22 protein-coding genes are annotated in these 21,547 nt (G+C 39.8%); 10 read left to right on the top strand and 12 right to left on the bottom strand.

Annotated features, from left to right (window positions below; genetic code table 11):
• The first annotated feature begins 136 nt into the window (after nucleotides 1–136).
• Nucleotides 137–1,195 carry a M16 family metallopeptidase gene (locus tag DFQ04_RS12800; RefSeq protein ID WP_243739681.1) on the top strand — a complete coding sequence of 353 codons (1,059 nt, stop codon included), beginning with the start codon at nucleotides 137–139 and terminating at the stop codon, nucleotides 1,193–1,195.
• Here the strand turns inward: DFQ04_RS12800 and DFQ04_RS12795 are convergent.
• From DFQ04_RS12795 to DFQ04_RS12785, 3 genes are read right to left on the bottom strand one after another with little or no spacing between them, the layout of a single operon-like run.
• Entirely contained in the window at nucleotides 1,192–2,142 is a 951-nt protein-coding gene (locus tag DFQ04_RS12795) for a glycosyltransferase family A protein (protein ID WP_133556463.1), read from the bottom strand. The genes DFQ04_RS12800 and DFQ04_RS12795 overlap by 4 nt on opposite strands.
• Nucleotides 2,142–3,062 carry a hypothetical protein gene (locus DFQ04_RS12790; RefSeq protein WP_243739680.1) on the bottom strand — a complete coding sequence of 307 codons (921 nt, stop codon included), beginning with the start codon at nucleotides 3,060–3,062 and terminating at the stop codon, nucleotides 2,142–2,144. The genes DFQ04_RS12795 and DFQ04_RS12790 overlap by 1 nt, the downstream gene beginning before the upstream one ends.
• Nucleotides 3,052–3,495 (bottom strand): sugar 3,4-ketoisomerase, encoded by a 444-nt coding sequence (locus DFQ04_RS12785; RefSeq protein WP_133556461.1) that lies wholly within the window; start codon nucleotides 3,493–3,495, stop codon nucleotides 3,052–3,054. Before DFQ04_RS12785 ends, DFQ04_RS12790 begins: the two co-directional genes overlap by 11 nt.
• 90 nt (nucleotides 3,496–3,585) lie before the next feature.
• Between DFQ04_RS12785 and DFQ04_RS12780 the strand changes: the two genes are divergently transcribed.
• A complete protein-coding gene (locus DFQ04_RS12780) occupies nucleotides 3,586–4,200 on the top strand; it encodes an IMPACT family protein (protein WP_133556459.1) in 615 nt (204 codons plus the stop codon).
• On the opposite strand, the gene DFQ04_RS12775 is transcribed toward DFQ04_RS12780, so the two are convergent.
• Genes DFQ04_RS12775 through DFQ04_RS12765 form a run of 3 tightly spaced genes read right to left on the bottom strand, consistent with a single transcriptional unit; the run spans nucleotide 4,190 to nucleotide 7,425 of the window.
• Complete coding sequence (locus tag DFQ04_RS12775) at nucleotides 4,190–4,792, bottom strand: 3'-5' exonuclease (RefSeq protein ID WP_133556457.1); 603 nt, start codon at nucleotides 4,790–4,792, stop codon at nucleotides 4,190–4,192. The two genes, DFQ04_RS12780 and DFQ04_RS12775, sit on opposite strands and share 11 nt — an antisense overlap.
• A complete protein-coding gene (gene nhaC, locus DFQ04_RS12770) occupies nucleotides 4,789–6,246 on the bottom strand; it encodes a Na+/H+ antiporter NhaC (protein WP_133556455.1) in 1,458 nt (485 codons plus the stop codon). Before nhaC ends, DFQ04_RS12775 begins: the two co-directional genes overlap by 4 nt.
• Before the next feature lie 51 nt (nucleotides 6,247–6,297).
• The gene (locus DFQ04_RS12765; protein ID WP_133556453.1) at nucleotides 6,298–7,425 is read right to left on the bottom strand and encodes an NAD(P)/FAD-dependent oxidoreductase; all 1,128 of its coding nucleotides are present in this window, start codon (nucleotides 7,423–7,425) and stop codon (nucleotides 6,298–6,300) included.
• A 76-nt stretch (nucleotides 7,426–7,501) separates the two neighbouring features.
• On the opposite strand from DFQ04_RS12765, the gene DFQ04_RS12760 reads away from it, so the two are divergent.
• Entirely contained in the window at nucleotides 7,502–7,981 is a 480-nt protein-coding gene (locus DFQ04_RS12760; RefSeq protein ID WP_133556451.1) for an Mpo1 family 2-hydroxy fatty acid dioxygenase, read from the top strand.
• On the opposite strand, the gene DFQ04_RS12755 is transcribed toward DFQ04_RS12760, so the two are convergent.
• Entirely contained in the window at nucleotides 7,978–10,251 is a 2,274-nt protein-coding gene (locus DFQ04_RS12755) for a patatin-like phospholipase family protein (RefSeq protein ID WP_133556448.1), read from the bottom strand. The genes DFQ04_RS12760 and DFQ04_RS12755 overlap by 4 nt on opposite strands.
• A gap of 186 nt (nucleotides 10,252–10,437) precedes the next feature.
• Here DFQ04_RS12755 and DFQ04_RS12750 point away from each other — a divergent pair, with 186 nt between their 5' ends.
• Complete coding sequence (locus tag DFQ04_RS12750) at nucleotides 10,438–10,929, top strand: DUF4494 domain-containing protein (protein WP_133556446.1); 492 nt, start codon at nucleotides 10,438–10,440, stop codon at nucleotides 10,927–10,929.
• Nucleotides 10,930–10,965: 36 nt separating this feature from the next.
• Here DFQ04_RS12750 and DFQ04_RS12745 read toward each other — a convergent pair whose 3' ends face one another.
• Complete coding sequence (locus DFQ04_RS12745) at nucleotides 10,966–11,577, bottom strand: HD domain-containing protein (RefSeq protein ID WP_133556444.1); 612 nt, start codon at nucleotides 11,575–11,577, stop codon at nucleotides 10,966–10,968.
• 82 nt (nucleotides 11,578–11,659) lie between these two features.
• Between DFQ04_RS12745 and DFQ04_RS12740 the strand changes: the two genes are divergently transcribed.
• Complete coding sequence (locus tag DFQ04_RS12740; RefSeq protein ID WP_133556442.1) at nucleotides 11,660–12,721, top strand: PAS domain-containing protein; 1,062 nt, start codon at nucleotides 11,660–11,662, stop codon at nucleotides 12,719–12,721.
• Between the two features lie 41 nt (nucleotides 12,722–12,762).
• Here the strand turns inward: DFQ04_RS12740 and DFQ04_RS12735 are convergent, their stop codons facing one another.
• On the bottom strand, nucleotides 12,763–13,635 hold the full coding sequence (locus DFQ04_RS12735; protein WP_133556439.1) for an SDR family oxidoreductase: 873 nt from the start codon (nucleotides 13,633–13,635) through the stop codon (nucleotides 12,763–12,765).
• A gap of 76 nt (nucleotides 13,636–13,711) precedes the next feature.
• Between DFQ04_RS12735 and DFQ04_RS12730 the strand changes: the two genes are divergently transcribed.
• Nucleotides 13,712–14,509, top strand: a complete 798-nt coding sequence (locus DFQ04_RS12730) for a hypothetical protein (protein WP_133556437.1) — start codon at nucleotides 13,712–13,714, stop codon at nucleotides 14,507–14,509.
• 48 nt (nucleotides 14,510–14,557) lie between these two features.
• Here the strand turns inward: DFQ04_RS12730 and ahcY are convergent, their stop codons facing one another.
• Entirely contained in the window at nucleotides 14,558–15,877 is a 1,320-nt protein-coding gene (ahcY, locus tag DFQ04_RS12725; RefSeq protein WP_133556435.1) for an adenosylhomocysteinase, read from the bottom strand.
• Between the two features lie 75 nt (nucleotides 15,878–15,952).
• Nucleotides 15,953–16,717, bottom strand: a complete 765-nt coding sequence (locus tag DFQ04_RS12720) for a biotin--[acetyl-CoA-carboxylase] ligase (protein ID WP_133556433.1) — start codon at nucleotides 16,715–16,717, stop codon at nucleotides 15,953–15,955.
• Nucleotides 16,718–16,775: 58 nt separating this feature from the next.
• On the opposite strand from DFQ04_RS12720, the gene rsfS reads away from it, so the two are divergent.
• The 4 genes from rsfS to DFQ04_RS12700 all read left to right on the top strand — a co-directional run bounded on the left by rsfS (nucleotide 16,776) and on the right by DFQ04_RS12700 (nucleotide 20,945).
• Nucleotides 16,776–17,123: a ribosome silencing factor gene (gene rsfS, locus DFQ04_RS12715; protein ID WP_133556431.1), complete on the top strand. Its 348-nt coding sequence runs from the start codon at nucleotides 16,776–16,778 to the stop codon at nucleotides 17,121–17,123.
• Nucleotides 17,124–17,190: 67 nt separating this feature from the next.
• On the top strand, nucleotides 17,191–19,269 hold the full coding sequence (gene ftsH, locus DFQ04_RS12710; protein ID WP_133556429.1) for an ATP-dependent zinc metalloprotease FtsH: 2,079 nt from the start codon (nucleotides 17,191–17,193) through the stop codon (nucleotides 19,267–19,269).
• A 60-nt stretch (nucleotides 19,270–19,329) separates the two neighbouring features.
• A complete protein-coding gene (locus tag DFQ04_RS12705) occupies nucleotides 19,330–20,106 on the top strand; it encodes a UDP-2,3-diacylglucosamine diphosphatase (RefSeq protein ID WP_133556427.1) in 777 nt (258 codons plus the stop codon).
• A complete protein-coding gene (locus DFQ04_RS12700) occupies nucleotides 20,103–20,945 on the top strand; it encodes a hypothetical protein (protein ID WP_133556425.1) in 843 nt (280 codons plus the stop codon). Before DFQ04_RS12705 ends, DFQ04_RS12700 begins: the two co-directional genes overlap by 4 nt.
• Before the next feature lie 58 nt (nucleotides 20,946–21,003).
• Here the strand turns inward: DFQ04_RS12700 and DFQ04_RS12695 are convergent, their stop codons facing one another.
• The gene (locus DFQ04_RS12695; protein WP_133556423.1) at nucleotides 21,004–21,429 is read right to left on the bottom strand and encodes an FKBP-type peptidyl-prolyl cis-trans isomerase; all 426 of its coding nucleotides are present in this window, start codon (nucleotides 21,427–21,429) and stop codon (nucleotides 21,004–21,006) included.
• Nucleotides 21,430–21,547 lie beyond the last annotated feature (118 nt).

The raw sequence follows: 21,547 nt of genomic DNA, 5'->3' as shown, positions 1-21,547 counted from the left end.
TACATCAAATGGAATAAAGGTTTTCCTCTTTTCGACTCCCTTACTTGAAGCAGTCAAGATTGAGGTGATATGCAAAAGCTCAAAACTTCACTTACCCCTTTCAAAATTTCAGGTTCCCTCATTTACTTTACAGCTTTTGACTGAAGGGACCCAAAGGTTTTCTGAAGAAGAACTGTCCGAATTTTTCGATTTTCATGCCAGTGAGGTTCATCCCTTTTCCGGATTTTCTCAGGAAGGAATTAATCTCCTTACCACCAAAAAGCATTTAAATTCCGTTTTGCCGGTTTTTCTTTCCTTGTTTATAGAGGCGATTTTTCCAGAAGAAAAAATTCAGAAAAAGAAAGCCCTAAGAAAAATAGGATTGAAAATGGAGCGGGAGAAAAATGCTTCCCGAGCTTCCATGCTTTTCCGTAATTGCCTTTTTGGAAGCCAGCATCCTTATGGACAGGAAACACTAGAAAGCCATTTGGATGAGGTAAATCGGGAAGACCTTTTGGATTACTACCAGACCAAACTTTGGAACAAAGCAGAAATCTTCGTTTCCGGGGATTTTAACTCTGAAGAAATTCTAAAGCTGATGGAAGAACTATCAGCTATTCCCAAAGTTGATTTAGAATCCAAAATAGCTGAATATTCCATTGAAGGCATTGAAAGTTGCCAGGAAGAAAAACCCGACTCCGTTCAAACCAGTATTCGATTGGGAAATTGGTCCATACCCAAAAATCATCCGGATTATATTCCGCTAACGGTTTTTAATACCGTCTTGGGAGGATATTTTGGTTCACGGTTGATCAAAAATATCCGAGAAGATAAGGGGCATACCTACGGGATCTTTTCCTCTCTTGGGGAGATCGATGACCATAACTATTGGGTGATCTCGGCTGATGTCCAAAAGCAATTTAGACAAGAAGTACTTGAGGAGATTGATAAAGAAATTCGACTTTTGTGCGAGGTTCCTTTAGACGAGGATGAGCTTGAGTTGGTAAGAAACTACCTCATCGGACAAATGCTCGGGAAGTTTAGTAATGCATTTGATCTGGTAGACCGATTCAAAGCCGTTCATTTTTCTGGAGAGGATTTTTCCTTTTATCAGCGTCAACTAGAATTTTTCCGAAAATTCAATTCCTCGGACATCCTGGAAATAGGAAAGAAATATTTCTCAAAAGAGAAATTTATTGAAGTATTAGTAGGCTAGGTCAGCAACTCGTAAAGCCAAGAAAGATCGAAGGAATTTTTAGCCCAGAAAGTATAAAATCTGAAGGTTAATCCTCTCATCCCAATACTTTTCCCAATCTCAACCAACTCTCTAGCTGGGCCGAAATTTGCAGACCAAAGTGCATGTTTCAATTCATATCTTAACCGGCTCCTTAAAGCGATATTTTCTTCTGGATATAAATTCATTGCCTGAATTTTCCTACAGACTTTCACCGTACTGGGAAGCATTGGCGAATTATACCTTTTGTATTGGGCAGCCGACATGGAATCCTCATGCTTTCTTTTTAGAACTCCAATGTGGTCTGAAAAAATTACGGGGTATTTTCGAGTAAGACGCACTTGAATATCGAAATCCTCATAATACAAAGACTGGTCGTATGCTCCCTCCTTTCTCAAAATTTCTGTCTGGAAAACAATAGTAGCAGCACATATAAAACTCCGCTTGATTACCACTTCATAAATATTCGACAGCTCTATCTCATCTTTTAATTCTCCCGCGGTATTTCTTGGATAAAACGTGCTTACCTCATTTCTGGAGTCAATAATGTATGCATCAGAAAAAGAAAACGCCGCATAAGGAGCCTTCTTTAATTCGTTTACACTGACAGAAATATGATCAGGAAAAATGACGTCATCCCCAGAAAGGTCAATCACATATTTCCCCTTTGCCTTGGCCAAAATTTGATTAAAAAGCTGACAATAAGGCTGTGACTCTTTCAACAATTCTACCTGAACGGAAAGTAAATGGGAGTTTTTATCGACCCATCTTTGAATTTTTTCTGGAGTTTCATCCTGACTTCCATTATCCACCACGAAGAGTTCCAAAAAACTATAATCCTGCTCCTTTATACCCTCCAAAGTCTCCTCAATCCATGATTCATGGTTATAGGAAATGCAAATAATCGAGACTAGATCGGTGGTTCTCATTACTTAATCAAACAGGACCAAGAGGATTTATTGCTAATATCGTTGGAAAACCTGGACTTAAAGAAAATCAGAGAATGATTAGGACCGGCTTCACTTTCAGATGATCCCAAGTCGATAAACTCTGCCTTATGCTTTTCTGCCAGCTTGAAAAGATACATCAAAAGGATTTCTCCCAAACCCTTTGCCTGACTTTTTGGATCAATGGCTGAAAGGTAATAGTAAAAGGAATTTGGGGTCAATTTTACCGCCAGAGAATGGGCTATGGATTTTTCCTGACGTGAATCAGAGATCGAAATCAAAAAATATCGCTCAGGATATTCTGAAACCTGCTGGATCAATCGATTTTCATCAAAATTCATCTCATACCCTTTCTGACCATTCCAAAGCCGGATTTCTTCTAGAAAAGAAAAATTCTGGATTGGGTTTATCCTGACATTGAGATTGTTCTCTTTCAGTTTTGACAAATATTTCGGCAAAGACTTCTGGACAAATTTCCCAATCCTCTTTTTGCCTATAAAAAATTGATGGCTCGTAAGTTTTTCTAAATGAAAACCAGATTCCTGTAAAGCATAGCTAATCAAATCCGAATGCTCCTCATACTGTTTTGGAGCCTGGATTACCCTTACTAAATGAACTTTGATCTCTTTAAGTCTCTCCAAAACAGCTTGGATAAACTCGAGCAAAGCTTCCAGGCTTATGGATTCCTCTACCCAAATTCCTCCAAAGGGAGATTGAGGCAGGGAATACGCTTCTCCTGATTCAGAAATTGCCAAGGTCATTGAAACGTGAATCTTGGACTTTTTTATCCATTGAAAATCCAGTAACTGAGAAAAATTAGGGGAAGAATATTTTCTCAGAAAATAAGGAAAACGCTCCTCATTGGCAGAAACTACCCGAAGGGAAAAAGAATCAGATTTCACTTGTTTGTAAGCTTCCAAATTTATTCTTGTCTCTGATGTAATCGTTTTCTGAAAAAGCCCTGTCCGAAAGCCCCAATAAACAAGCTTCGGACTCAAATTGAATTTCTACCCAATTCATTGGGGGAATATACAATCCCTGCTCAGGACTGCTCAGGGTAAATTCCGAGATACTGGAATCCAATCCTTCCACCCGAATCCAAAGCTTTCCATTCAAGGCAAAAATCACTTGGTTTTCCTTATAGTGCGCATGCTTTCCACGGATTTCCTCTTTGCGCACACCCGTGATCCAAAAGCTCCTTAAGATCCCATTGGGGAAAAGATCCATGTTTTCCCAATAACTTAACTGTCCCAATTCATTTCCAATCTTTGGGACAGAAATCAATTCTGCCCTTTGGTATGCTTGTTTTAATCTTTTTAAATCAGGGATAATCATAGCTAAAATTAAGAGAAAAGAGATGAAGAGGAGGTTAGGCTAGGGTTAATTTTCTAATTTTCCAGTAGAATCAAATTTGCAGTTTCCAAAATGGAAGAAACATTTGGTGATGACTCTTACCTGACCCTTGCCCAAAAAAGCAATGGCTTATACAAAGATCGGGGGAGCAAGTTCTTGTACTTTTCCTTTCCAGTCAGGAATGAGGAGGAAATCAAAGAGGAGCTTTCTGCCTTGAGAAAAACTTACTACAATGCTTCCCATCATTGCTATGCTTGGATTTTGGGAAAAGACGGGGAACATTTCCGCGCCAATGACGACGGAGAACCCAATCATTCCGCTGGAGATCCCATATTAGGGCAAATCAAATCCAATCAATTAACGAATACTCTTATCGTCGTGGTCAGGTATTTTGGAGGTACCAAACTTGGGGTAAGTGGATTGATCCAAGCCTATCGGCAATCGGCTGCTTTGGCGATCGAGGAAAATGAAATCATCCGAGAATTTGTGCAGGAACAGCTGAAACTTACTTTTCCCTATCCCAGTATGAATGAAGTCATGAAAGTGGTCAAAAGCTTGGACTTAGAAATCATCAACCAAAAAATGGAACTGGATTGTGAATTGACCCTAAGATTCAGGGCGGGATTAAAGGATCAAGTTTTGGCTCAGCTAGAATTCGTGGAAAACCTAACCCTTTCTACCGATTGAAAAGAGAATCCAAGTACCCTTCTTGTTGAAGTACTTTGAAAATCTCCAGACAAGCCCAAGCATCAGTTGCCGCATAGCGCATTTGCTTCTCAGACAATTTTTCAGCCTCCCAATTAGACACTTGTTCGGCCTTGGAAATTCTCATTTTTAGGACCATCCCACAGAGGTTTCGAACTCCTACATTGTGAAATCCAACCTTTTTCAGTTCATCATTCAAATCAAAGAAGGAATGGGGATGAAAAGAATCTGTCAGCTTTCTCAGGGCCTTGATATCATCATGGACGGCTGCTCCAATTTTGACCAAATTTTCTTTTTCCAGGAGATTTCTCAAGCTATCCGGGAAACCAATTGAATTTAGGCGAAAGAGAAAAGCCTGATTTACAGTCGACAATTGAAGCAAGGAAACGTGATTAAACTGGCCTTTTCTAAAGGTCGGACGCGTTTCTGTATCAAAGCCAATTAGGTTTTGATCTTCCAAAAAATCCACAGCTTCTTCTACATCCTGGATTTGATCAATCAAATAGATATCCCCCTCAAACTGACCTAGGGGAAGTTCATTAATTTCCTCTTTTGTAATACTATACGGGATCATACCAATTCTTCTTCCGGCTCAATGTAACGGATACCGATTTTAAAGTATCCGTAAAGAATGGTCATAAATGGGCTTATTATATTGAAAAAGCAAAAAGGGGCATACACCAAGGTAGCAACACCCAAAACCGAAGCCTGTGTAGCTCCGCAGGTATTCCAGGGAACCAAAACCGAAGTCACTGTAGCAGAATCTTCCAAGGTACGGCTTAAATTCTCCGGCATTAGTCCTCTTTTCTTATACACATCTGCAAACATCCTACCCGGAACCAAAATCGCCAAATATTGATCAGATGTGGTGATATTGAAGAATACACAAGTTGCAGCAGTAGAAGCAATCAATGAACCAACGCTGTGAACCTTCTTGATAATAGCTTCTGCCAGTACTATTAGCATTCCACTTTCTTCCATAATTCCGCCAAAAATCATCGCACAGACAATCAACCATATGGTATCTAGCATCCCTGCCATTCCCCCTGTCACCAAGAGTTCGTTTACAATGGCATTATCTGTGACAATACTGATTTCCCCATAAAGAGCCATCATTACGGATTTGAATGACAAATAAGTATAGCTTCCCTGCTCGTTGGCAATTTCAGCAATAATTTCAGGTTGAAAGATTATGGCAAAAACTCCTCCCAGTAAAGCCCCGATAAGCAAGGCAGGCAACGCAGGGACTTTTTTGATGATTAGAAATAGCAATAACCCTGGCACAACGAAAAGCCAGGGAGTGATATTAAACTTGTCTAAAATCACGCTAGAAATCGCCTTAACGTCATCTACATTTCCCCCTGTATCATAATTTAAGCCGATCACAATGAAAAGAATTAGAGTGATCAAGATGGATGGGATGGTTGTTTTAGCCATGTACCGGATGTGCGTAAACAAATCCGTTCCTGCCATGGCCGGCGCAAGGTTTGTCGTATCAGAAAGCGGGGACATTTTATCTCCAAAATAGGCCCCAGAAATAATCGCTCCGGCAATAATTCCCTCCTCAAATCCCAATGCTTTGCCAATTCCCAAAAGAGCAACCCCAACTGTGGCGACAGTTGTCCAGCTGCTACCTGTAGAAACAGAAACTATAGCACTGATAAAACAAGCTGCAAACAAGAAAATGATAGGACTTAAGACTTGAAGTCCGTAGTAAATCATGGCAGGAACAATCCCACTCAGAAGCCAGGTACCAGCCAATGCTCCAATAAGAAATAGTATCAAAATACTGCTCATTGCTGCGCTGATACTTTTTATCATTCCTTCCTGCAATGTTTCCCAAGAAAATCCAAGACGATAAATAGCAACCAAGCTAGCTACAGTCGCAGAGAGAATTAGCACGATTTGGTTGGAACCTGATAAACCATCTGTTCCGAAAACCTGGATATTGACAGCCAAAAGGACTATTAAAAAAACTAGGGGGATTAGCGCATCGAGCACTTTGGGAGCTCTGGGGATTCCTTTCATCTACAAATTTTACTCAAGATTTGAACGGACAATCTAAATAAAAAAAACCAATTACCTGTCGGAAAGAAGCTTCGAAAGATCTTTCCCGACCTGCCATCCAATAGCAACTCCCATCCCTCCTAATCGAACAGCTGCTGCGGTTTTATCCCCAATACCCTGAATCAATGGGATTTTTTTAGAGCCAAATGCCATAATTCCAGTCCATTCCATTTCCCATTCCAAGTTTTTTCCTGGAAAAATCACCTCTCTTGCCAAAGTTTCCAGATGATTTTTAATCAAAGGATTTACCACAAATTCTGTAGTATTTTCCTTTTCAAAATCCTTGTTTCTAGCTCCTCCGATAAGTAATCTCCCATCAATTTGCCTAAAATAGACATATCCCTTATCCATGTGAAAAGCCCCTTTCCAGGGAATTTTTTCTTCCAAAGGCTTACTGAGAAGGATGAGTCCTCGGCCGGGTTTGATTTCTGACTCGGGCCAGAGTTTCTTGGTAAAGGCATTGGTGCAAACTCCGATTTTTTCACCCTTAAACTCAAAAGTCCTCGACTTCCCAACGTTTTCGGCAAGGACAATCCCGGTATCTTTTTCAATTTCAACCACTGAGACCCCTGTGAGAATTTTTACCCCAAGTCTTGAGGCCATGTCCCACAAGCAATTCAAATATTTTGCAGGATCCAATTCTCCCTCAAACTGGTTTTCAACCACTGCTTTTACCTTTTCGGAAAAGCCGAGTTTTTGAGGCTTTTTGACTAATGAAAAAACATCTTTTTTAAAGGTCTTCTTCAAAAGCTTATTCAGGTAATCCATTTGATCCAAGGCCTGTAGACTATCCTCTTCCAAAAGCTCAAAACCATGCTGATGCTTGTATCCCAAAGCTTTTTCCCCAAACTGCTTCTTAATATCCTGAAGGCCTTTGTATCGCTTTTTTACAAGCTGGAGCACTTCCTCCTGCGTCATGGTCCAAAAATCATCCAAGATTTCTGTCAAGCTTCCAAAACAGGCAAATCCGGCATTTTTGGTACTTGCCCCGGTGGGAAAAATTTCTTTTTCCAAAACCAAAACCTTTGCTTTTGGATATTTTTTCTGAAAATGGATTGCTGCAGAAAGCCCGGTAAATCCAGATCCGACAATTATTAAATCATAGGTTAAAAAATTTTTCTGTTCCCAGTAACTAATCATATTTTTTAAAATAGGTTTATTTTAAGGTTTGCTTCCGTAATTTGATACAATCTAATCCAAATCAACCCAAAATACCATGAGAAAAATCGATACTCTTTTGGCTGAATACGGCGAAAGCCATCAAAATCACACCAACAAGCTGATTCACTGGATTTGTGTCCCTGCAATTTTTTTCAGCATTGTCGGACTGGTCTATAGTATTCCTTCTGGATTTCTCGGAGAATCTCTTTCCTTTCTGGGTGAATTAGCCAACTGGGCTACAATCACCTTGTTTCTGGTTTTGATTTATTACGTGTCACTTTCGGCACCTCTTACTCTGGGGATGTTGTTATTTTCAGCTTTTTGTTTAGCCTTAGCCAATTTCCTTAACCTTACTTTTCCAGGAAAACTATGGCAAATCAGTTTGGGGATATTCGTCTTGGCCTGGATAGTCCAGTTTGTTGGGCATAAGATCGAAGGAAAAAAACCGTCTTTTTTTAAAGACATCCAATTTTTGCTGATCGGACCAGCTTGGTTGATGCACTTTATTTACAAAAAGATGGGGATAGCCTACTAAAAATCAGGTAAGGAATTAGAATCAAAAAGTTTACTTAACCGCGTCAAGGCAGCTTGGTTCTTCGGGGTATAAATGCTGTTAAGAATTGACTTTTTTTCTCGCGCGGTAAGCCTCCAATTCAGTGAGGCTCGCTGCATGGCCTGTTGACTTCCAGATAAATCCGAAGTTTGAACTTGTTCGGGATTGTATTCAAACTCTACCTTTTCCAAATCAAAAGGCATGGATTCGGTCATGTAATTGAAAAGTACTTCATTTTGGATGGTCTGCACATTATCCCAATTAGAATAAATATTTTTCAGCGGGTTGAAAATCTTCTGAAAAATCCTCAAGGGTTCAGACTTAGGAATTTGGATATTTTTCTCCGAATCACGGATGGTTATCAAAATCACCCCAGAAGTATTTTGGGCAATCCATTCTTTGAAAACATAGGTAAATCTCAAGGCATCCTGAATTCCGAAATTATCCGAAAGCCCTGTATCCATGGTCTCCATGACAGGTTCAGAAGGAAGCTGGACATTTGGAGTAATAAATGGAAAAGTCGCACACATTCTTAAAGCACTCAGAAAGCGGAGGTTTTCAGAGTCATGCGCACGAAAAAACCTCAAGAAATCAATGGTTTGCTTTTTTTCATCCGATTTGGTTTTTGCCAAAATTGAAGTGCCCAAAAATGACATGGAATGAGGAGAGATTACCAGCTTTCTCCCATCGTTGGTTACGAGTGTAGTGACTGGAAGTAATGGGATTTGGGCTTGATATTCTGGTTCTCGATAGGCAGAAAGCGGCTTATCAAGAATTCTCTTCGTATTGTCGTTAAGCTGCTTTTCAAAGGCATAACCCCTATCCTTCAAATGACTATAACCTCCATATTCAAATTTTTGGTTTCTAATCAGTAAATCATTTACGAGAAGTGTAAAAATGATGGGATTGAGATTGTCAGCTGAAATTTCATCCAAATATTTGGTATCTAAAGGATCGTATGATGAATCCGACTGAGATCGAAAATAGATTTCTCTGAAAAAAGCCTGTCCAATAACTCCCCCTGAAGCCCCTGTATAGAGTTGAGTATGCTGGGTAATATTTCCACCGTAAAGGTTATGGATATGTTGGAGCACATGAAAAGTCCAAAGCGAGGCTCTTTGGCCTCCACCGCTTGCAGCTACTATCACTAGTTTAGGTAATTCATCTTCCGGGAATTTCGCTTTCCAATTCTCCAAAATCTGAATCATGTTGGTTTTATCCTTTTGGACAGTATCAGGATGAAGAAGTTCATCTAATTTCTCCAAACTATACTCCATTGGTGCGACTTCATAGTTCAACCCAAATGCTTCATGAGGTCTATTGAGAATTGAAAAGTTGGAAAAGTAATTTCCTAATATCATCAAAACGACCACCGTAATCGTAGCATAACTTCTAAGCCAAAAACTTAAGGCCCCCACCAGCATAACTAAAATAGCCAAAAGCAATAAAGCACTCATGGCAGCCGGAAACTGGAGAATCTCCTTTTCTTTGAAAACCCCAAGAAATAAGACAAAAACAATCAGGAAAACCTCAATTAAGAATAGATTGAGGTGATTTTGATTAAAAACTCGAAGGAGTTTCATGGTTTCAAATCTGGAAATATCCGGCCTAACCGTATGTGGTTTTAGTCGAACATCCAAGTAGGTTCGGACCTTTTCCTCATGTTCTTTTGAGGTTTTGATTCGTGCAAGTGGGTTTACTTTGGCCAGACGGACTTTACGCAGTCTTTTGTCAACACTTCCTGCAAAAAGGACGAAAAAGTCCTTGTTGGTTAAAGAAAAATACCCAAAAATCAAGGTATAGGAAATCAAACTTCCCAGGGTAAATCCCCCATAATATTTCAAGACTTCCCAATCGGATTGCAAGTCATTATCCAATTGGAAAACCACAAATTTTATGGTGTAGATCAGATAAAAGAAAAGTGGAAAGAGGGAATTATTGATGCAGAAGTGGATAAAAGGCTTTGGCACAACCGCCAAAAACTTGAATCTCCTCCCGTCCATGATATAAGTTGTCATGTGGAAAGCCATGGTAAGAATAGCCAAGCCCACACCCATTAAAAAAAAGCTCAGCCAGGAAGTCTGATGAAGATATTCAGGATCTAAAAAAAGAAAAGGAATCCCCAGAGTTACTCCAAAATTCTCCATAACAATTCCTGCCAAAATCACCCAAACCAGAATCAAGGCAAGATTTTTCCGGAGATGAAGTAAAAAAAGCTGGATTGGAAAGCTGTAAAGAAATTTCTCGTTCATGGGTTAGTAAAGCAACTTAAGTTAAAGCTTTTTCCTAACCTAATGAATACCACTTTCAATCCTCCACTCAATTTTTTGGTTTCCAAAGGATTGAGTCCTCAAGAAAAAAATATGGAATTTTAGTGCTTAAAATACTGGTGGCTTTGCCTCAGAAAGGGTACTTTCGGACTTCAAAAAAATGAAGCGATGAGAACCTGGTTTTTGTGTAAAGTAAAGTATGCGAAAGAGACTGAAGAAGGCCTTTTGAAAAGCATATCTGAGCAATATTTGGTTGATGCTGTATCCTTTACAGAGGCTGAAGCGATTCTTTATGACAGATTAGGCTCGCAGATCAGAGGTGATTTTCAAGTGACAGGAATCAGTAAAAGCAATATCGTTGATGTCTTCTTTTATGAAGACGCTGATGTTTGGCACAAGTGCAAGGTCACTTATTTGATAGCGGATGCTGATTCTGGGAAAGAAAAGAAAGTTACTCAATACATGATTGTAACTGCTGAAGATGTCAAGCAAGCTTACGATCGTATCCAGGAAAGTTTGAGTAATATGTTGGTGAGTTTTAGGGTTCCGGATATAACCGAAAGTCCAATAATTGAAGTGTTTCCTTTTGAAAAAGATGAGGTAGCAGAGCAGCTTCCTCCAGGAAATTTTAGACCTTTGGAAACATCAGACGAAGAATAAAAAGAAGGCCTTGATTTTAAAATCAAGGCCTTCTTTTTAGTTCAAATCTGCATCTGCCTGATTCGAAATCACAAATTGGATTAACTCCTCTGGAGATATGGCAGCTCTCTCGGAAGCATCTGAAATATCCTCCCTACTTACCTGTGCTGCAAAAGTCTTATCCTTAAGTCTTTTCTTCACTCCTTTTACTTCCATTCCTTGGTAACCTTCTGGTCTCATTAAAGAATAAGCATGTACGAAACCACTCAACTCATCAAAGGCATAAAGCATTTTATCCATTTCTGAAACTGGCTCTACGCCAAAATACCGATGTCCGTGGGATGCGATTGCTCTTATTATTTCGGGATCAATAGAACGGGACTCCAGCTCTTCTATGATTTTTTTACAATGCTGATCTGGCCATTGATCCCAATCTGCATCGTGAAGTAAACCTGCGAGGTACCACTTGTATTGAATCTGATCTGGATACCCTTTGAATTCAGCCCACTTTTTCATCAAATGAGCCACTTGCTTCATATGGACTTTCAACTTTTCATTTTTGACCCAATCATCTAATAAGCCCTTTGCGTCTTGAATTGAAAGAACGTTACCATGATTTTTTGGGTCACCAAATTCGCTTCTATTAAGAAATAAGGAATGATTTTCCATTTTAAATATATTTTTATGTATTTTGAATAAATATTTTTGTTCTTTAGAAGAATTTAAAACTAAATTTCCATAAATTTACCACGTGCAAAGCTGGGAATCCATTAACGTACTAAGTCAAATGGCGATTACTTCAGAATATTTTCTGCAAGTAACCTTGGACAAATCCGGGAAGGTAATTTCCTCGGATTCAGGAATTGGACCAGTACCAACACTTTTTGACCATCAACACAAACCCATCAATTTTACAGATTGCTTTCTTTCTTCTGATTGGGCAAAATACGAGAATCAGCGGATAAAAGCCTGGAAAAGTAGACATCAATCCTTTTTGGTTGAACTTCAAAAAATCAACCATCCAGAAGACTCCACAACTTTAACAAAGTGGGAGTTTTTCTTTATTTCAGAAGATTATGGAACCTGTTTGGGTATTGGGCATCCTGTGGATCCTACCATGCCTTATAGCCTTGGTCTTGGAGAATTCATTGAAGGTAACAGTGGGAAAAATGAAATACTTGATAGCCTACTGGAAAATAAACTTCTTGGATTTTGGGAATTCGATCAAGAAAAGCAAGAAGACCAGATTAGTACTGGCCTGGCTCAGATGCTAGGTTATCAACCTGAAGATTTAAACAGCTCAGTTCCAATTTCCTGGCAAAAGCATATTCATCAAGAAGATTACCGCCCATTAGTCAGAGAATTAAAACAACATCTTAAAACTTCTGGAAATATCCCTTTTAAAAAAGAGTTCAGGCTAATTTCAAAAAAGAATCAGGTTACTTGGGTTGTTGGATTTGGAAAAACCTCCAAGTGGTCTAAAGAGGGCTTACCTCTCAAGGTTCAAGGTTTATTGATCGATATTACAGAAAAAAAGAAACAAGAACTTTGGCTTAAAGAGCATCATTATTTTTTGCAAGAACTAGCTTTTCAACAGTCTCATTCCTTGAGAGCCAGGGTTGCCAATATCAGCGGAATCCTTGAAATCATGGAGACCGAAAGCCTCGGTTCAGAGGCACAAAAGCTTTTAGGCATTATAAAAAGAGAAGTAAAAATGCTGGACCAATCCTTGAAAAAAAGTATCAAAGAATCGGTCCAACAAAACGAAATTCTTGAGAGAGGGATTAGTTCCTCCGGATCAAATATCTCTTAATTTCCATTTAGCCTTTAGATAGCCCCAAATCACTTTGGGGCTCATTGCTTTTTTCCGCGACTAGCCTCCATCATATCCCATAATTCTTGGGGAATTTGGTCTAGATTATTGAACTCTCCTGCTCCTTTTAGCCATTCTCCTCCATCAATAGTAATTACTTCTCCGTTGACGTAGGCTGAAAAATCTGAAACTAGATAGGCAGCCAAATTGGCTAATTCTTGATGCTCCCCTACTCTACCAACAGGGACTTTCTTTGCAGGATCAAATTTCTTCACCAAATCACCAGGAAGTAACCTACTCCAAGCACCCTCGGTAGGAAATGGCCCAGGAGCAATGGCATTTGATCTTATGCCATATTTGGCCCATTCAACCGCCAATGATCTGGTCATGGCTAAAACACCTGCTTTAGCAGCCGCAGAAGGAACTACATATCCAGAGCCAGTCCAGGCATAGGTAGTCACAATATTTAAGAAAACTCCTGCCTGTTTTTTTGCAATCCAATCTTTTCCTGCTGTAAGGGTCACTTGTGAAGTACCCTTTAAAACAATATCAAGAACCGTATTAAAGGCATTTGTAGATAAGCGCTCTGTTGGGCTAATGAAGTTTCCTGCAGCATTGTTCAGCACCACATCAACTTTACCTAATTGGGAAGTAGCTTGAGACCACATGTCCTCGACTTGGGCAATATCTCTAACATCACAAGCAAGCGGTATTACTTTACCCCCTTTTTGAGACATCATTTCATTAGCGGTACCTTCCAAAACATCCAGTTTTCTGGAAGTGATCACGAGATTTGCCCCAAGCTCCAAAAAATACTCCCCCATCGACCTTCCCAGGCCAGTTCCTCCACCAGTTATTAGTATATTTTTATCTTTTAGTGCATCTTCCCGAAGCATTCCACTGTTAAAGTTCATAGTCAAATCAATTAGTTTCTGGACAAGTTAGTGATCAAGCCCGTTAATTGAAAGAGCCTTTTATCAAGCATAGAAAATGAAATATTCCTTTTTGGCCATTTTTCTTTTTTGGTTTCTTGCTAGTTGTAGCGAGGACATCAGCGATGAAATTCAAACCGAATTGGTTCAGGAAGCAGATCAGTTTTTTCTACTCTCTGAGATAGTAGGGGAAAGTAATTATTTGGGAAATTTAACCTACGGGGATTTCTTTAGGACACTCCCTGAAAGTCTTCCTGGCTGTCCGGAAATGCAAATTGATACTCAACTCAGAAAAATAACCTTGGACTATTCCAAAACCGATTCTTGTCCTCAGGCGAATCTTGCAAGCCGAACTGGAAAAATAATTCTGGACTTTTCACAATCTAACTCAAGTCCCGGTCTATGGTTTTTGGAATATGTAGAATACGCTTATCAAAAAACTCATATCAAAGGAAAAAGGGAGTTCACCAGACTTTCTACCAGTCAAAATGCCGAGACGTTTAATAATTTGAAAATCACAACTGATAAAAATCTGAGTTTTGACATCTCTGGTGGATACACCTACTTCATATCCAGATTTGGCTTTCGCCCATTCGGAATAAGTTATGTGGGAAGGCATGAAGGAATCAATCCAGCCGGCAGAAACTTCACCCAATCTATCACCGAGGCCAAAGAAAAATATATTAATTGCTACAGTGATGGCTATATTCTAGCAACTGTCGGGAAAGAGAATTGGAAGGTTTCCAGAGGATCAAATGATATTGGATATCAGGTAAGTTTTTCCTCCGGATCAGATTGCAATACCAAGGTTAGAGTCATTCTGCCTGATGGGAGAACCTATGATATTAAGCCATAAAAAAAGCTCCAGAAAATTCCGGAGCTTTTTGATTTCTAAAAATTCATTTTAGTATCTGTAGTATTCAGGCTTGAATGGTCCCTGAACCTCCACGCCAATATATTTAGCTTGATCATCTGAAAGTGTATCAAGCTCTACTCCTAGCTTAGACAAGTGAAGCGCTGCCACTTTTTCATCCAAATGCTTAGGAAGTACATATACTCCCGGCTGATAATTTTCATGATTTTGCCACAATTCCAATTGAGCCAAAGTTTGATTGGTAAAGGAATTTGACATTACAAAAGATGGGTGACCAGTAGCACAACCAAGGTTAACCAATCTTCCTTCCGCCAAAACGATAATTTCTTTACCGTCTAACTCATAAAGATCGACCTGAGGTTTGATTACATTTTTGGTGTGGCCATAGTTTTTGTTCAACCAAGCCATATCTATTTCATTGTCAAAGTGGCCGATGTTACAAACAATCGCCTTGTCCTTCATCGCCTTGAAATACTCTCCTGTGATGATGTCTTTGTTTCCAGTAGCAGTAACAACAATATCAGCCTCTTTCACAGCATCCTTCATTTTTTTCACAGCAAAACCGTCCATAGCAGCCTGAAGCGCACAAATAGGATCAATTTCTGTCACGATCACTCGTGCTCCAGCACCTCTCAAAGAAGCTGCAGAACCCTTTCCAACGTCACCATATCCAGCTACGACAGCTACTTTTCCAGCCATCATCACGTCAGTTGCTCTTCTGATCGCGTCAACCAATGACTCCTTGCAACCATACTTATTATCAAACTTAGATTTGGTTACAGAATCGTTGACATTGATTGAAGGCAATGGAAGTGTTCCATTTTTCATTCTTTCGTACAATCTGTGAACACCGGTGGTAGTTTCTTCAGAAAGTCCTCTGATTCCAGAAACTAACTCAGGATACTGATCCAAAACCATATTGGTCAAATCACCACCATCATCCAAGATCATATTCAAAGGCTTCTTCTCTTCTCCAAAGAATAAAGTTTGCTCAATACACCAGTCGAATTCTTCAGCTGTCATACCTTTCCAAGCATAAACTTGAATTCCTGCAGCAGCGATTGCTGCAGCTGCATGATCCTGAGTAGAAAAAATATTACAAGAAGACCAAGTCACTTCAGCTCCAAGGGCCACCAAAGTTTCAATCAAAACAGCAGTCTGAATGGTCATGTGAAGACAGCCCGCAATTCTGGCTCCTTTCAATGGCTGAGAAGCACCAAACTCTTCTCTTAAGGCCATCAAACCCGGCATTTCAGCTTCAGCTAGCCTGATTTCTTTTCTCCCCCATTCAGCTAAGGAAATGTCTTTTACTTTGTATTGGATAAATTTTTCAGATTTAATTTCTGACATAGTATTGATTGTTAAAGAATTAGAATCGTATTGAGGCGCAAAGTTACCTTATAAAATCGGGAATTGAAAACCAATCTAGAATGATGGGAAGGTAATTTCCTTCAATCCAAAAATCTCCTTTTCACCATTTTCAAGAGCGATTATCAGTTTCCCATCCTCTGTGATATCAACAATTTTTCCCTGGAATTGATTTTCTCCCTTAGAAAATTCAGCCCATTGATCTTTCAAATAAAGGTGCCTCAGGTATTCTTTTCTAATTTCCTGATGCTTCCCTTTTTTCAATTGTATGTAGCCCTGCTCAATGGAAACAATTAGCATTCTGAATAATTCTTGAAGATCAAATTGATTTCCTGTCAGTCTAGCCAAGGAAGTTGCAGTGGATGTCCCAAAATCTATCTGGTTAATATTTAATCCAATACCTACTACAGCATACTCCCAACCTGAAGCCCCAAATGTGTTTTCAATCAAAATGCCTCCGATTTTCCCCGTTTTTTCAACAATCAAATCATTTGGCCATTTGACCTTCAGGTAAGGAAGGTATTCTTGGAAAAGCTTTAAAATTGAATTTGAAACCATCATGTTCAGATAAAACTGCTCAGAGATATCTAAAAAGTTTGGTCTTAGGATTAGGGAAAAAGTAAGATTCTTTCCTTCTTGGGTTTCCCAAGTATTTCCTCGCTGCCCCTTTCCTTTAGTTTGATGATCAGTAATGACAATGCTGCCCTCAATGGCCTGACCAAATCTAATCTTTGACAAAGCCTCGTCATTGGTTGAGTGACACTCTGGCAGGAAAAGAACATCTTTCCCCAAAAAAATCGTGTTGGCAAGAATTTTATACATTATTTTTCGGTTCGTCTTTTATAAGGAAAAGAACGAAGCGTAAAATTAACTCATAAATATGACAGCAGAAGGGCTGAGCAAGATAATCGTCAAGGGAATGGAGGAAAAAAAAGCTTCAGACATTCTAGTGATGGACCTCAGAAATATAAAAAATACAGTAACTGACTTTTTTGTGATTTGCTCAGGAAATTCAGACACCCAAATTGATGCAATTTCCAAATCTATTGAAGAACAAGTGCACAAAGCTGGAGAATCTCCGGCCTGGAAAGTGGAAGGAAAGGCAAACGGACAGTGGATTCTAATGGATTATGTCAATGTGGTCGCCCATATTTTTCTGAAAGACATGAGAGAATTTTATGGTTTGGAGGAGCTTTGGGGAGACGCCAAAACTACAAGAATCAAATAATTTGACGGACAAACTTTACAGGCTCGAATCCGTTTTAGCATAAGTTTACAGAATTACATACACTACGATGAGTGATAAAAATAGCAGTAATAAAAATAAGAATTTCGTCCCTAAAGCTCCCCAAAAGCCCAATTTTCAGCTTTGGCTGATCATTACAGCGGTTTTAGTATTGCTGGGTTTAACCTGGATTCAGCAGCGGGGTTCGGTAATTGACATTACCCAAAAGAGATTTGAAGACATGTATTTGGCAGGAGATGTGGCCAAAGTTGAAATCATCCGAAATATGAATCGGGTCGATGTGACTTTGAAGCCAGCAGCCCTCCAAAACAGTAAATACAAAACTGAACTGGAATCCAATTCAGCCTTTTTCAACCCGGCTGGACCTCATTATTCTTTGCAGGTAACTACCACGGACAAGTTTCAAGAGGATTTTCAGGCTTTGGAAGAAAAAATGCCGGAAGATCAGCGAATTTCCTTTACGGTTTCTGTTGAGGAAAACTGGAGCAACTGGTTTAGCAGCTTTGGATTTTTGATTCTTCTATTCGTTTTCTTCTGGTTTATGATGAGAAGAATGTCAGGCCCATCAGGACCTGGAGGACAAATATTCAATGTCGGAAAATCCAGGGCGCAGCTTTTCGACGCGGAAAACAAAGTCAAAATCACATTTGACAATGTGGCAGGTCTAGATGAGGCAAAAGAAGAAATCCAGGAAATTGTAGAATTCCTTAAAAACCCATCCAAATTCACCAAACTGGGAGGTAAAATTCCTAAGGGCGCTTTATTGGTAGGCCCTCCAGGTACTGGTAAAACCTTGCTCGCAAAGGCTGTAGCCGGTGAAGCTGGAGTTCCTTTCTTTACACTTTCAGGTTCAGATTTCGTGGAAATGTTTGTTGGGGTTGGAGCTGCACGAGTTCGTGACCTTTTCAAGCAGGCGAAAGAAAAAGCACCTTGTATCATCTTTATCGATGAGATTGATGCTATTGGTAGATCAAGAGGTAAGGGACAGATGCCGGGTTCAAATGACGAAAGGGAAAATACATTGAACTCCCTTTTGGTTGAAATGGACGGTTTCGGAACAGACTCTGGAGTTATCGTTCTAGCAGCAACCAACAGACCCGACGTTTTGGATAGCGCATTATTGAGACCAGGTCGATTTGACCGTCAAATCTCCATTGACAAACCAGATATCGTGGGTAGAGAAGCGATTTTCAAGGTTCACTTGAAACCAATCAAAATCTCTGAAGACGTAGATCCTAAGAAATTGGCAGCTCAAACTCCTGGGTTTGCAGGTGCTGAAATTGCAAACGTATGTAACGAGGCTGCCTTGATAGCTGCAAGAAGAAATAAGGCTGCTGTAGATATGCAGGACTTCCAAGACGCTGTAGACAGAGTGATCGGTGGCTTGGAGAAAAAGAACAAAATCATATCTCCAGAAGAAAAGAAAATTGTGGCTTATCACGAAGCCGGTCACGCTGTGGCAGGATGGTTCCTGGAGCACGCCGACCCATTGGTTAAAGTTTCAATCGTGCCTCGAGGTGTAGCCGCTTTGGGCTATGCTCAATACCTTCCAAAGGAACAGTTCCTTTACCAAACCGAGCAACTCATTGACGAAATGTGTATGACCTTGGGAGGTCGGGCTGCAGAAGAAATCATCTTCGGAAAGATTTCTACCGGTGCATTAAGCGATTTGGAGAGAATCACTAAAATGGCTTACAGCATTGTCTCAGTGTACGGGATGAATGAAAAGCTGGGTAATATTTCTTTTTATGACAGCAAAGCGGATGGCTACAAAATGACCAAGCCTTACTCAGAAGCCACTGCTGAAATGATTGATCAGGAAGTAAGCAAGCTGATTCAATTTGCTTACCAAAGAACTCTTGATTTGCTCAAGGAACACCGAGCTCATTTGGAAACTTTGGCGAAAGAACTTCTTGAGAAGGAAATTCTATTCCAGTCAGACTTAGAAAAACTTATCGGAAAGCGTCCTTTCGCAAAGGAAACGACCTATCAGGCCTACACCAATAAAAAGGATGCTCCTAAGAGTCCAGAATTAATCTCCAAGGAAGAAGAAGCTGAACCAGAATCTTCAGATCCATTAAGTTCTGAACCAATTCCGCAGCCTAATCCAGATAATCAAATCAACTAAATTCAGCCCCGAACTTTTCGGGGCTTTTTTAATTTTGCACTCCCCTAGTATCTTTAATCCATGCAATCCCAACCATTGGACTTTTCCTTAAAAGGCAAAAAGATCTTCTTTGCCTCTGATTTTCATTTGGGAGCTCCCAATACTCAGGAAAGTAAAATTCGTGAAAGAAGAATTATCCGTTGGTTGGAAAGCATTTCGGATGAAGCTGCCGCGATCTTTTTGGTGGGAGATATTTTTGATTTTTGGTTTGAATACAAACAGGTGGTCCCCAAAGGCTTTATACCCTTTATTTCCAAAATTTCCCAACTTCGAGACCGAGGGATTCCTATCCTGTTTTTTACAGGAAATCACGACCTCTGGATGAAAGACTATTTCACCCAAGAATTGGGAATTCCTGTTTATGATCATCCAATTGAATTGGTGGTAGAAGGAAAAAAAATCTTGGTTGGCCATGGTGACGGACTAGGTCCGGGAGATCAAACGTATAAGATGCTCAAAAAAGTCTTTACCAATTCCCTAGCCCAATGGCTATTTCGCTGGTTCCATCCCGATCTTGGGATCAGATTAGCTAAGACCTGGTCAGGCTATAGCCGAATTTCGAACATGGAGAAAAATGAAAACCACTTCCTCGGAGAGGATGAATGGCTTTGGCAGTATTGCAAAGAGGTGGAAAAAAATATTCACCATGACCTTTACATCTTTGGCCATAGACATCTTCCCCTAAAACTGGAGGTGACAAAAAATTCTACTTACTTCAACTTAGGAGAGTGGGTAAGCCAAAATACCTTTCTGGAATTATCTTCAGACAACGTTGAACTGAAAACTTTTCAAGGATGAGAACTTGGCTGTTGATTTTCTTTTTGATTTGGATTTCCCCTTCCTTTTCTCAAGAAATCACTCAATTAAGCTTTGGCCCTCCAAATAAAGAAGTTCAGATTTCAGGTCTTGATTTAGTTTCTCTGGACACCAGAGATCAGATTTTTGCTAGTACTATTTCAGGAGACATCTACCTTTTTGATTCAAAGGGTAAACAGCTAAATCTATTCTCTCCTCCTCGTCAAGGCAGGCTTCATCAACTCGAGGCCGCTTGGACAGTGAATATTTTCAGCTTTTCTGCAGACCTTCAGGAATACAGGATTTTGGATCGATTTCTAAATCCTCTGGTGGAGAAAAGCATGATTCAGCCCGGAATCAACCTTCCAAAAGCTTCAACTCTTGGAAATAACAATTTGATTTGGATTTGGGATGAATCGGACCTATCCCTAAAAAGCTGGAATTATCTTCAAAACCAGCTGATTCAGTCTCAGCCTCTCAATTTGATTTTAGATTCACCAGAATTGGCAGTGACAGAAATCCGGGAATTTAAAAACCGAGTTTTTATGAATGTTCCCGAATCTGGAATTTACATTTTCGATAATCAGGGAAATTTTCTTCAGAAAGTTGAACTCCAACTCAATCAACGGCTGTGTTTTTACAAAGAAAACCTATTTTGGGTGGAGTCTGGGAATTTAAAAATGTACTCCATCAGTCAAAAGGAGGTTTTTGATTTGGGAATTCTTCCTGAGAAGGATATCCTTTCCGTACAGATCGGCCAAGAGATCATAGTCTTGGTTCAAAAGGACAGCCTCGGAATCTATCCCATCCCAAAAGAACTAAAAGCTCTTCGAGGAAATTGAATGACATAAAAAAACCGCCCAATGAAATAGGGCGGTTTCAAAGCTTTTTGGCTAAATCTTAGTTGATAGACACTAGTTCGATATCAAATATCAAATCCTTTCCAGCCAATTCATGATTTGCATCCAAGGTGATTTTTTCTTCGGTCACGTCAACCACAGTAACAGGCATTGGCTGTCCTCCTCCACCCTGAAGCACCAATTGAAGACCGATTTCTGGCTTAATATCTGGCGGCACCTGAGACAAAGGCACATCAATCATCATATCCTGTCTTCTTTCACCATAAGCCTCAGCTGCTGGGATAGTTACTGTTTTCTTATCGCCAATGACCATACCGTAAACGGCAGCGTCAAATCCTTTGATCATATTTCCGTCCCCTAGAGTAAAGCCTAGTGGATCTCTGGATACCGAACTATCAAATACACTTCCGTCATCTAACCGGCCTGTGTAGTGTACTTTCACGGCATCTCCTTTTTTAGCTTGCATGAGATTAAGTATTAGTGAACTGCAAAGATATTAATTATAAATCGGACACCCAACCGGACACTAGTGTTCGGAAACAGTATAAAAACGTACACTATCGTACACATTATTACTAAAATCT

Source organism: Algoriphagus boseongensis, assembly GCF_004362805.1.
In the GTDB taxonomy this organism is placed as follows: Bacteria; Bacteroidota; Bacteroidia; order Cytophagales; family Cyclobacteriaceae; genus Algoriphagus; species Algoriphagus boseongensis.
This window is presented reverse-complemented; position numbering and strand designations above follow the sequence as displayed.

Excerpts from the sequence above, each read along its gene's own strand:
- DFQ04_RS12795 (WP_133556463.1), bottom strand. The coding sequence starts at position 2,142 with ATGAGAACCACCGATCTAGTCTCGATTATTTGCATTTCCTATAACCAT.
- DFQ04_RS12785 (WP_133556461.1), bottom strand. The coding sequence starts at position 3,495 with ATGATTATCCCTGATTTAAAAAGATTAAAACAAGCATACCAAAGGGCA.
- DFQ04_RS12780 (WP_133556459.1), top strand. The coding sequence starts at position 3,586 with ATGGAAGAAACATTTGGTGATGACTCTTACCTGACCCTTGCCCAAAAA.
- DFQ04_RS12775 (WP_133556457.1), bottom strand. The coding sequence starts at position 4,792 with ATGATCCCGTATAGTATTACAAAAGAGGAAATTAATGAACTTCCCCTA.
- nhaC (WP_133556455.1), bottom strand. The coding sequence starts at position 6,246 with ATGAAAGGAATCCCCAGAGCTCCCAAAGTGCTCGATGCGCTAATCCCC.
- DFQ04_RS12765 (WP_133556453.1), bottom strand. The coding sequence starts at position 7,425 with ATGATTAGTTACTGGGAACAGAAAAATTTTTTAACCTATGATTTAATA.
- DFQ04_RS12760 (WP_133556451.1), top strand. The coding sequence starts at position 7,502 with ATGAGAAAAATCGATACTCTTTTGGCTGAATACGGCGAAAGCCATCAA.
- DFQ04_RS12755 (WP_133556448.1), bottom strand. The coding sequence starts at position 10,251 with ATGAACGAGAAATTTCTTTACAGCTTTCCAATCCAGCTTTTTTTACTT.
- DFQ04_RS12750 (WP_133556446.1), top strand. The coding sequence starts at position 10,438 with ATGAGAACCTGGTTTTTGTGTAAAGTAAAGTATGCGAAAGAGACTGAA.
- DFQ04_RS12745 (WP_133556444.1), bottom strand. The coding sequence starts at position 11,577 with ATGGAAAATCATTCCTTATTTCTTAATAGAAGCGAATTTGGTGACCCA.
- DFQ04_RS12735 (WP_133556439.1), bottom strand. The coding sequence starts at position 13,635 with ATGAACTTTAACAGTGGAATGCTTCGGGAAGATGCACTAAAAGATAAA.
- DFQ04_RS12730 (WP_133556437.1), top strand. The coding sequence starts at position 13,712 with ATGAAATATTCCTTTTTGGCCATTTTTCTTTTTTGGTTTCTTGCTAGT.
- ahcY (WP_133556435.1), bottom strand. The coding sequence starts at position 15,877 with ATGTCAGAAATTAAATCTGAAAAATTTATCCAATACAAAGTAAAAGAC.
- DFQ04_RS12720 (WP_133556433.1), bottom strand. The coding sequence starts at position 16,717 with ATGTATAAAATTCTTGCCAACACGATTTTTTTGGGGAAAGATGTTCTT.
- rsfS (WP_133556431.1), top strand. The coding sequence starts at position 16,776 with ATGACAGCAGAAGGGCTGAGCAAGATAATCGTCAAGGGAATGGAGGAA.
- ftsH (WP_133556429.1), top strand. The coding sequence starts at position 17,191 with ATGAGTGATAAAAATAGCAGTAATAAAAATAAGAATTTCGTCCCTAAA.
- DFQ04_RS12705 (WP_133556427.1), top strand. The coding sequence starts at position 19,330 with ATGCAATCCCAACCATTGGACTTTTCCTTAAAAGGCAAAAAGATCTTC.
- DFQ04_RS12700 (WP_133556425.1), top strand. The coding sequence starts at position 20,103 with ATGAGAACTTGGCTGTTGATTTTCTTTTTGATTTGGATTTCCCCTTCC.
- DFQ04_RS12695 (WP_133556423.1), bottom strand. The coding sequence starts at position 21,429 with ATGCAAGCTAAAAAAGGAGATGCCGTGAAAGTACACTACACAGGCCGG.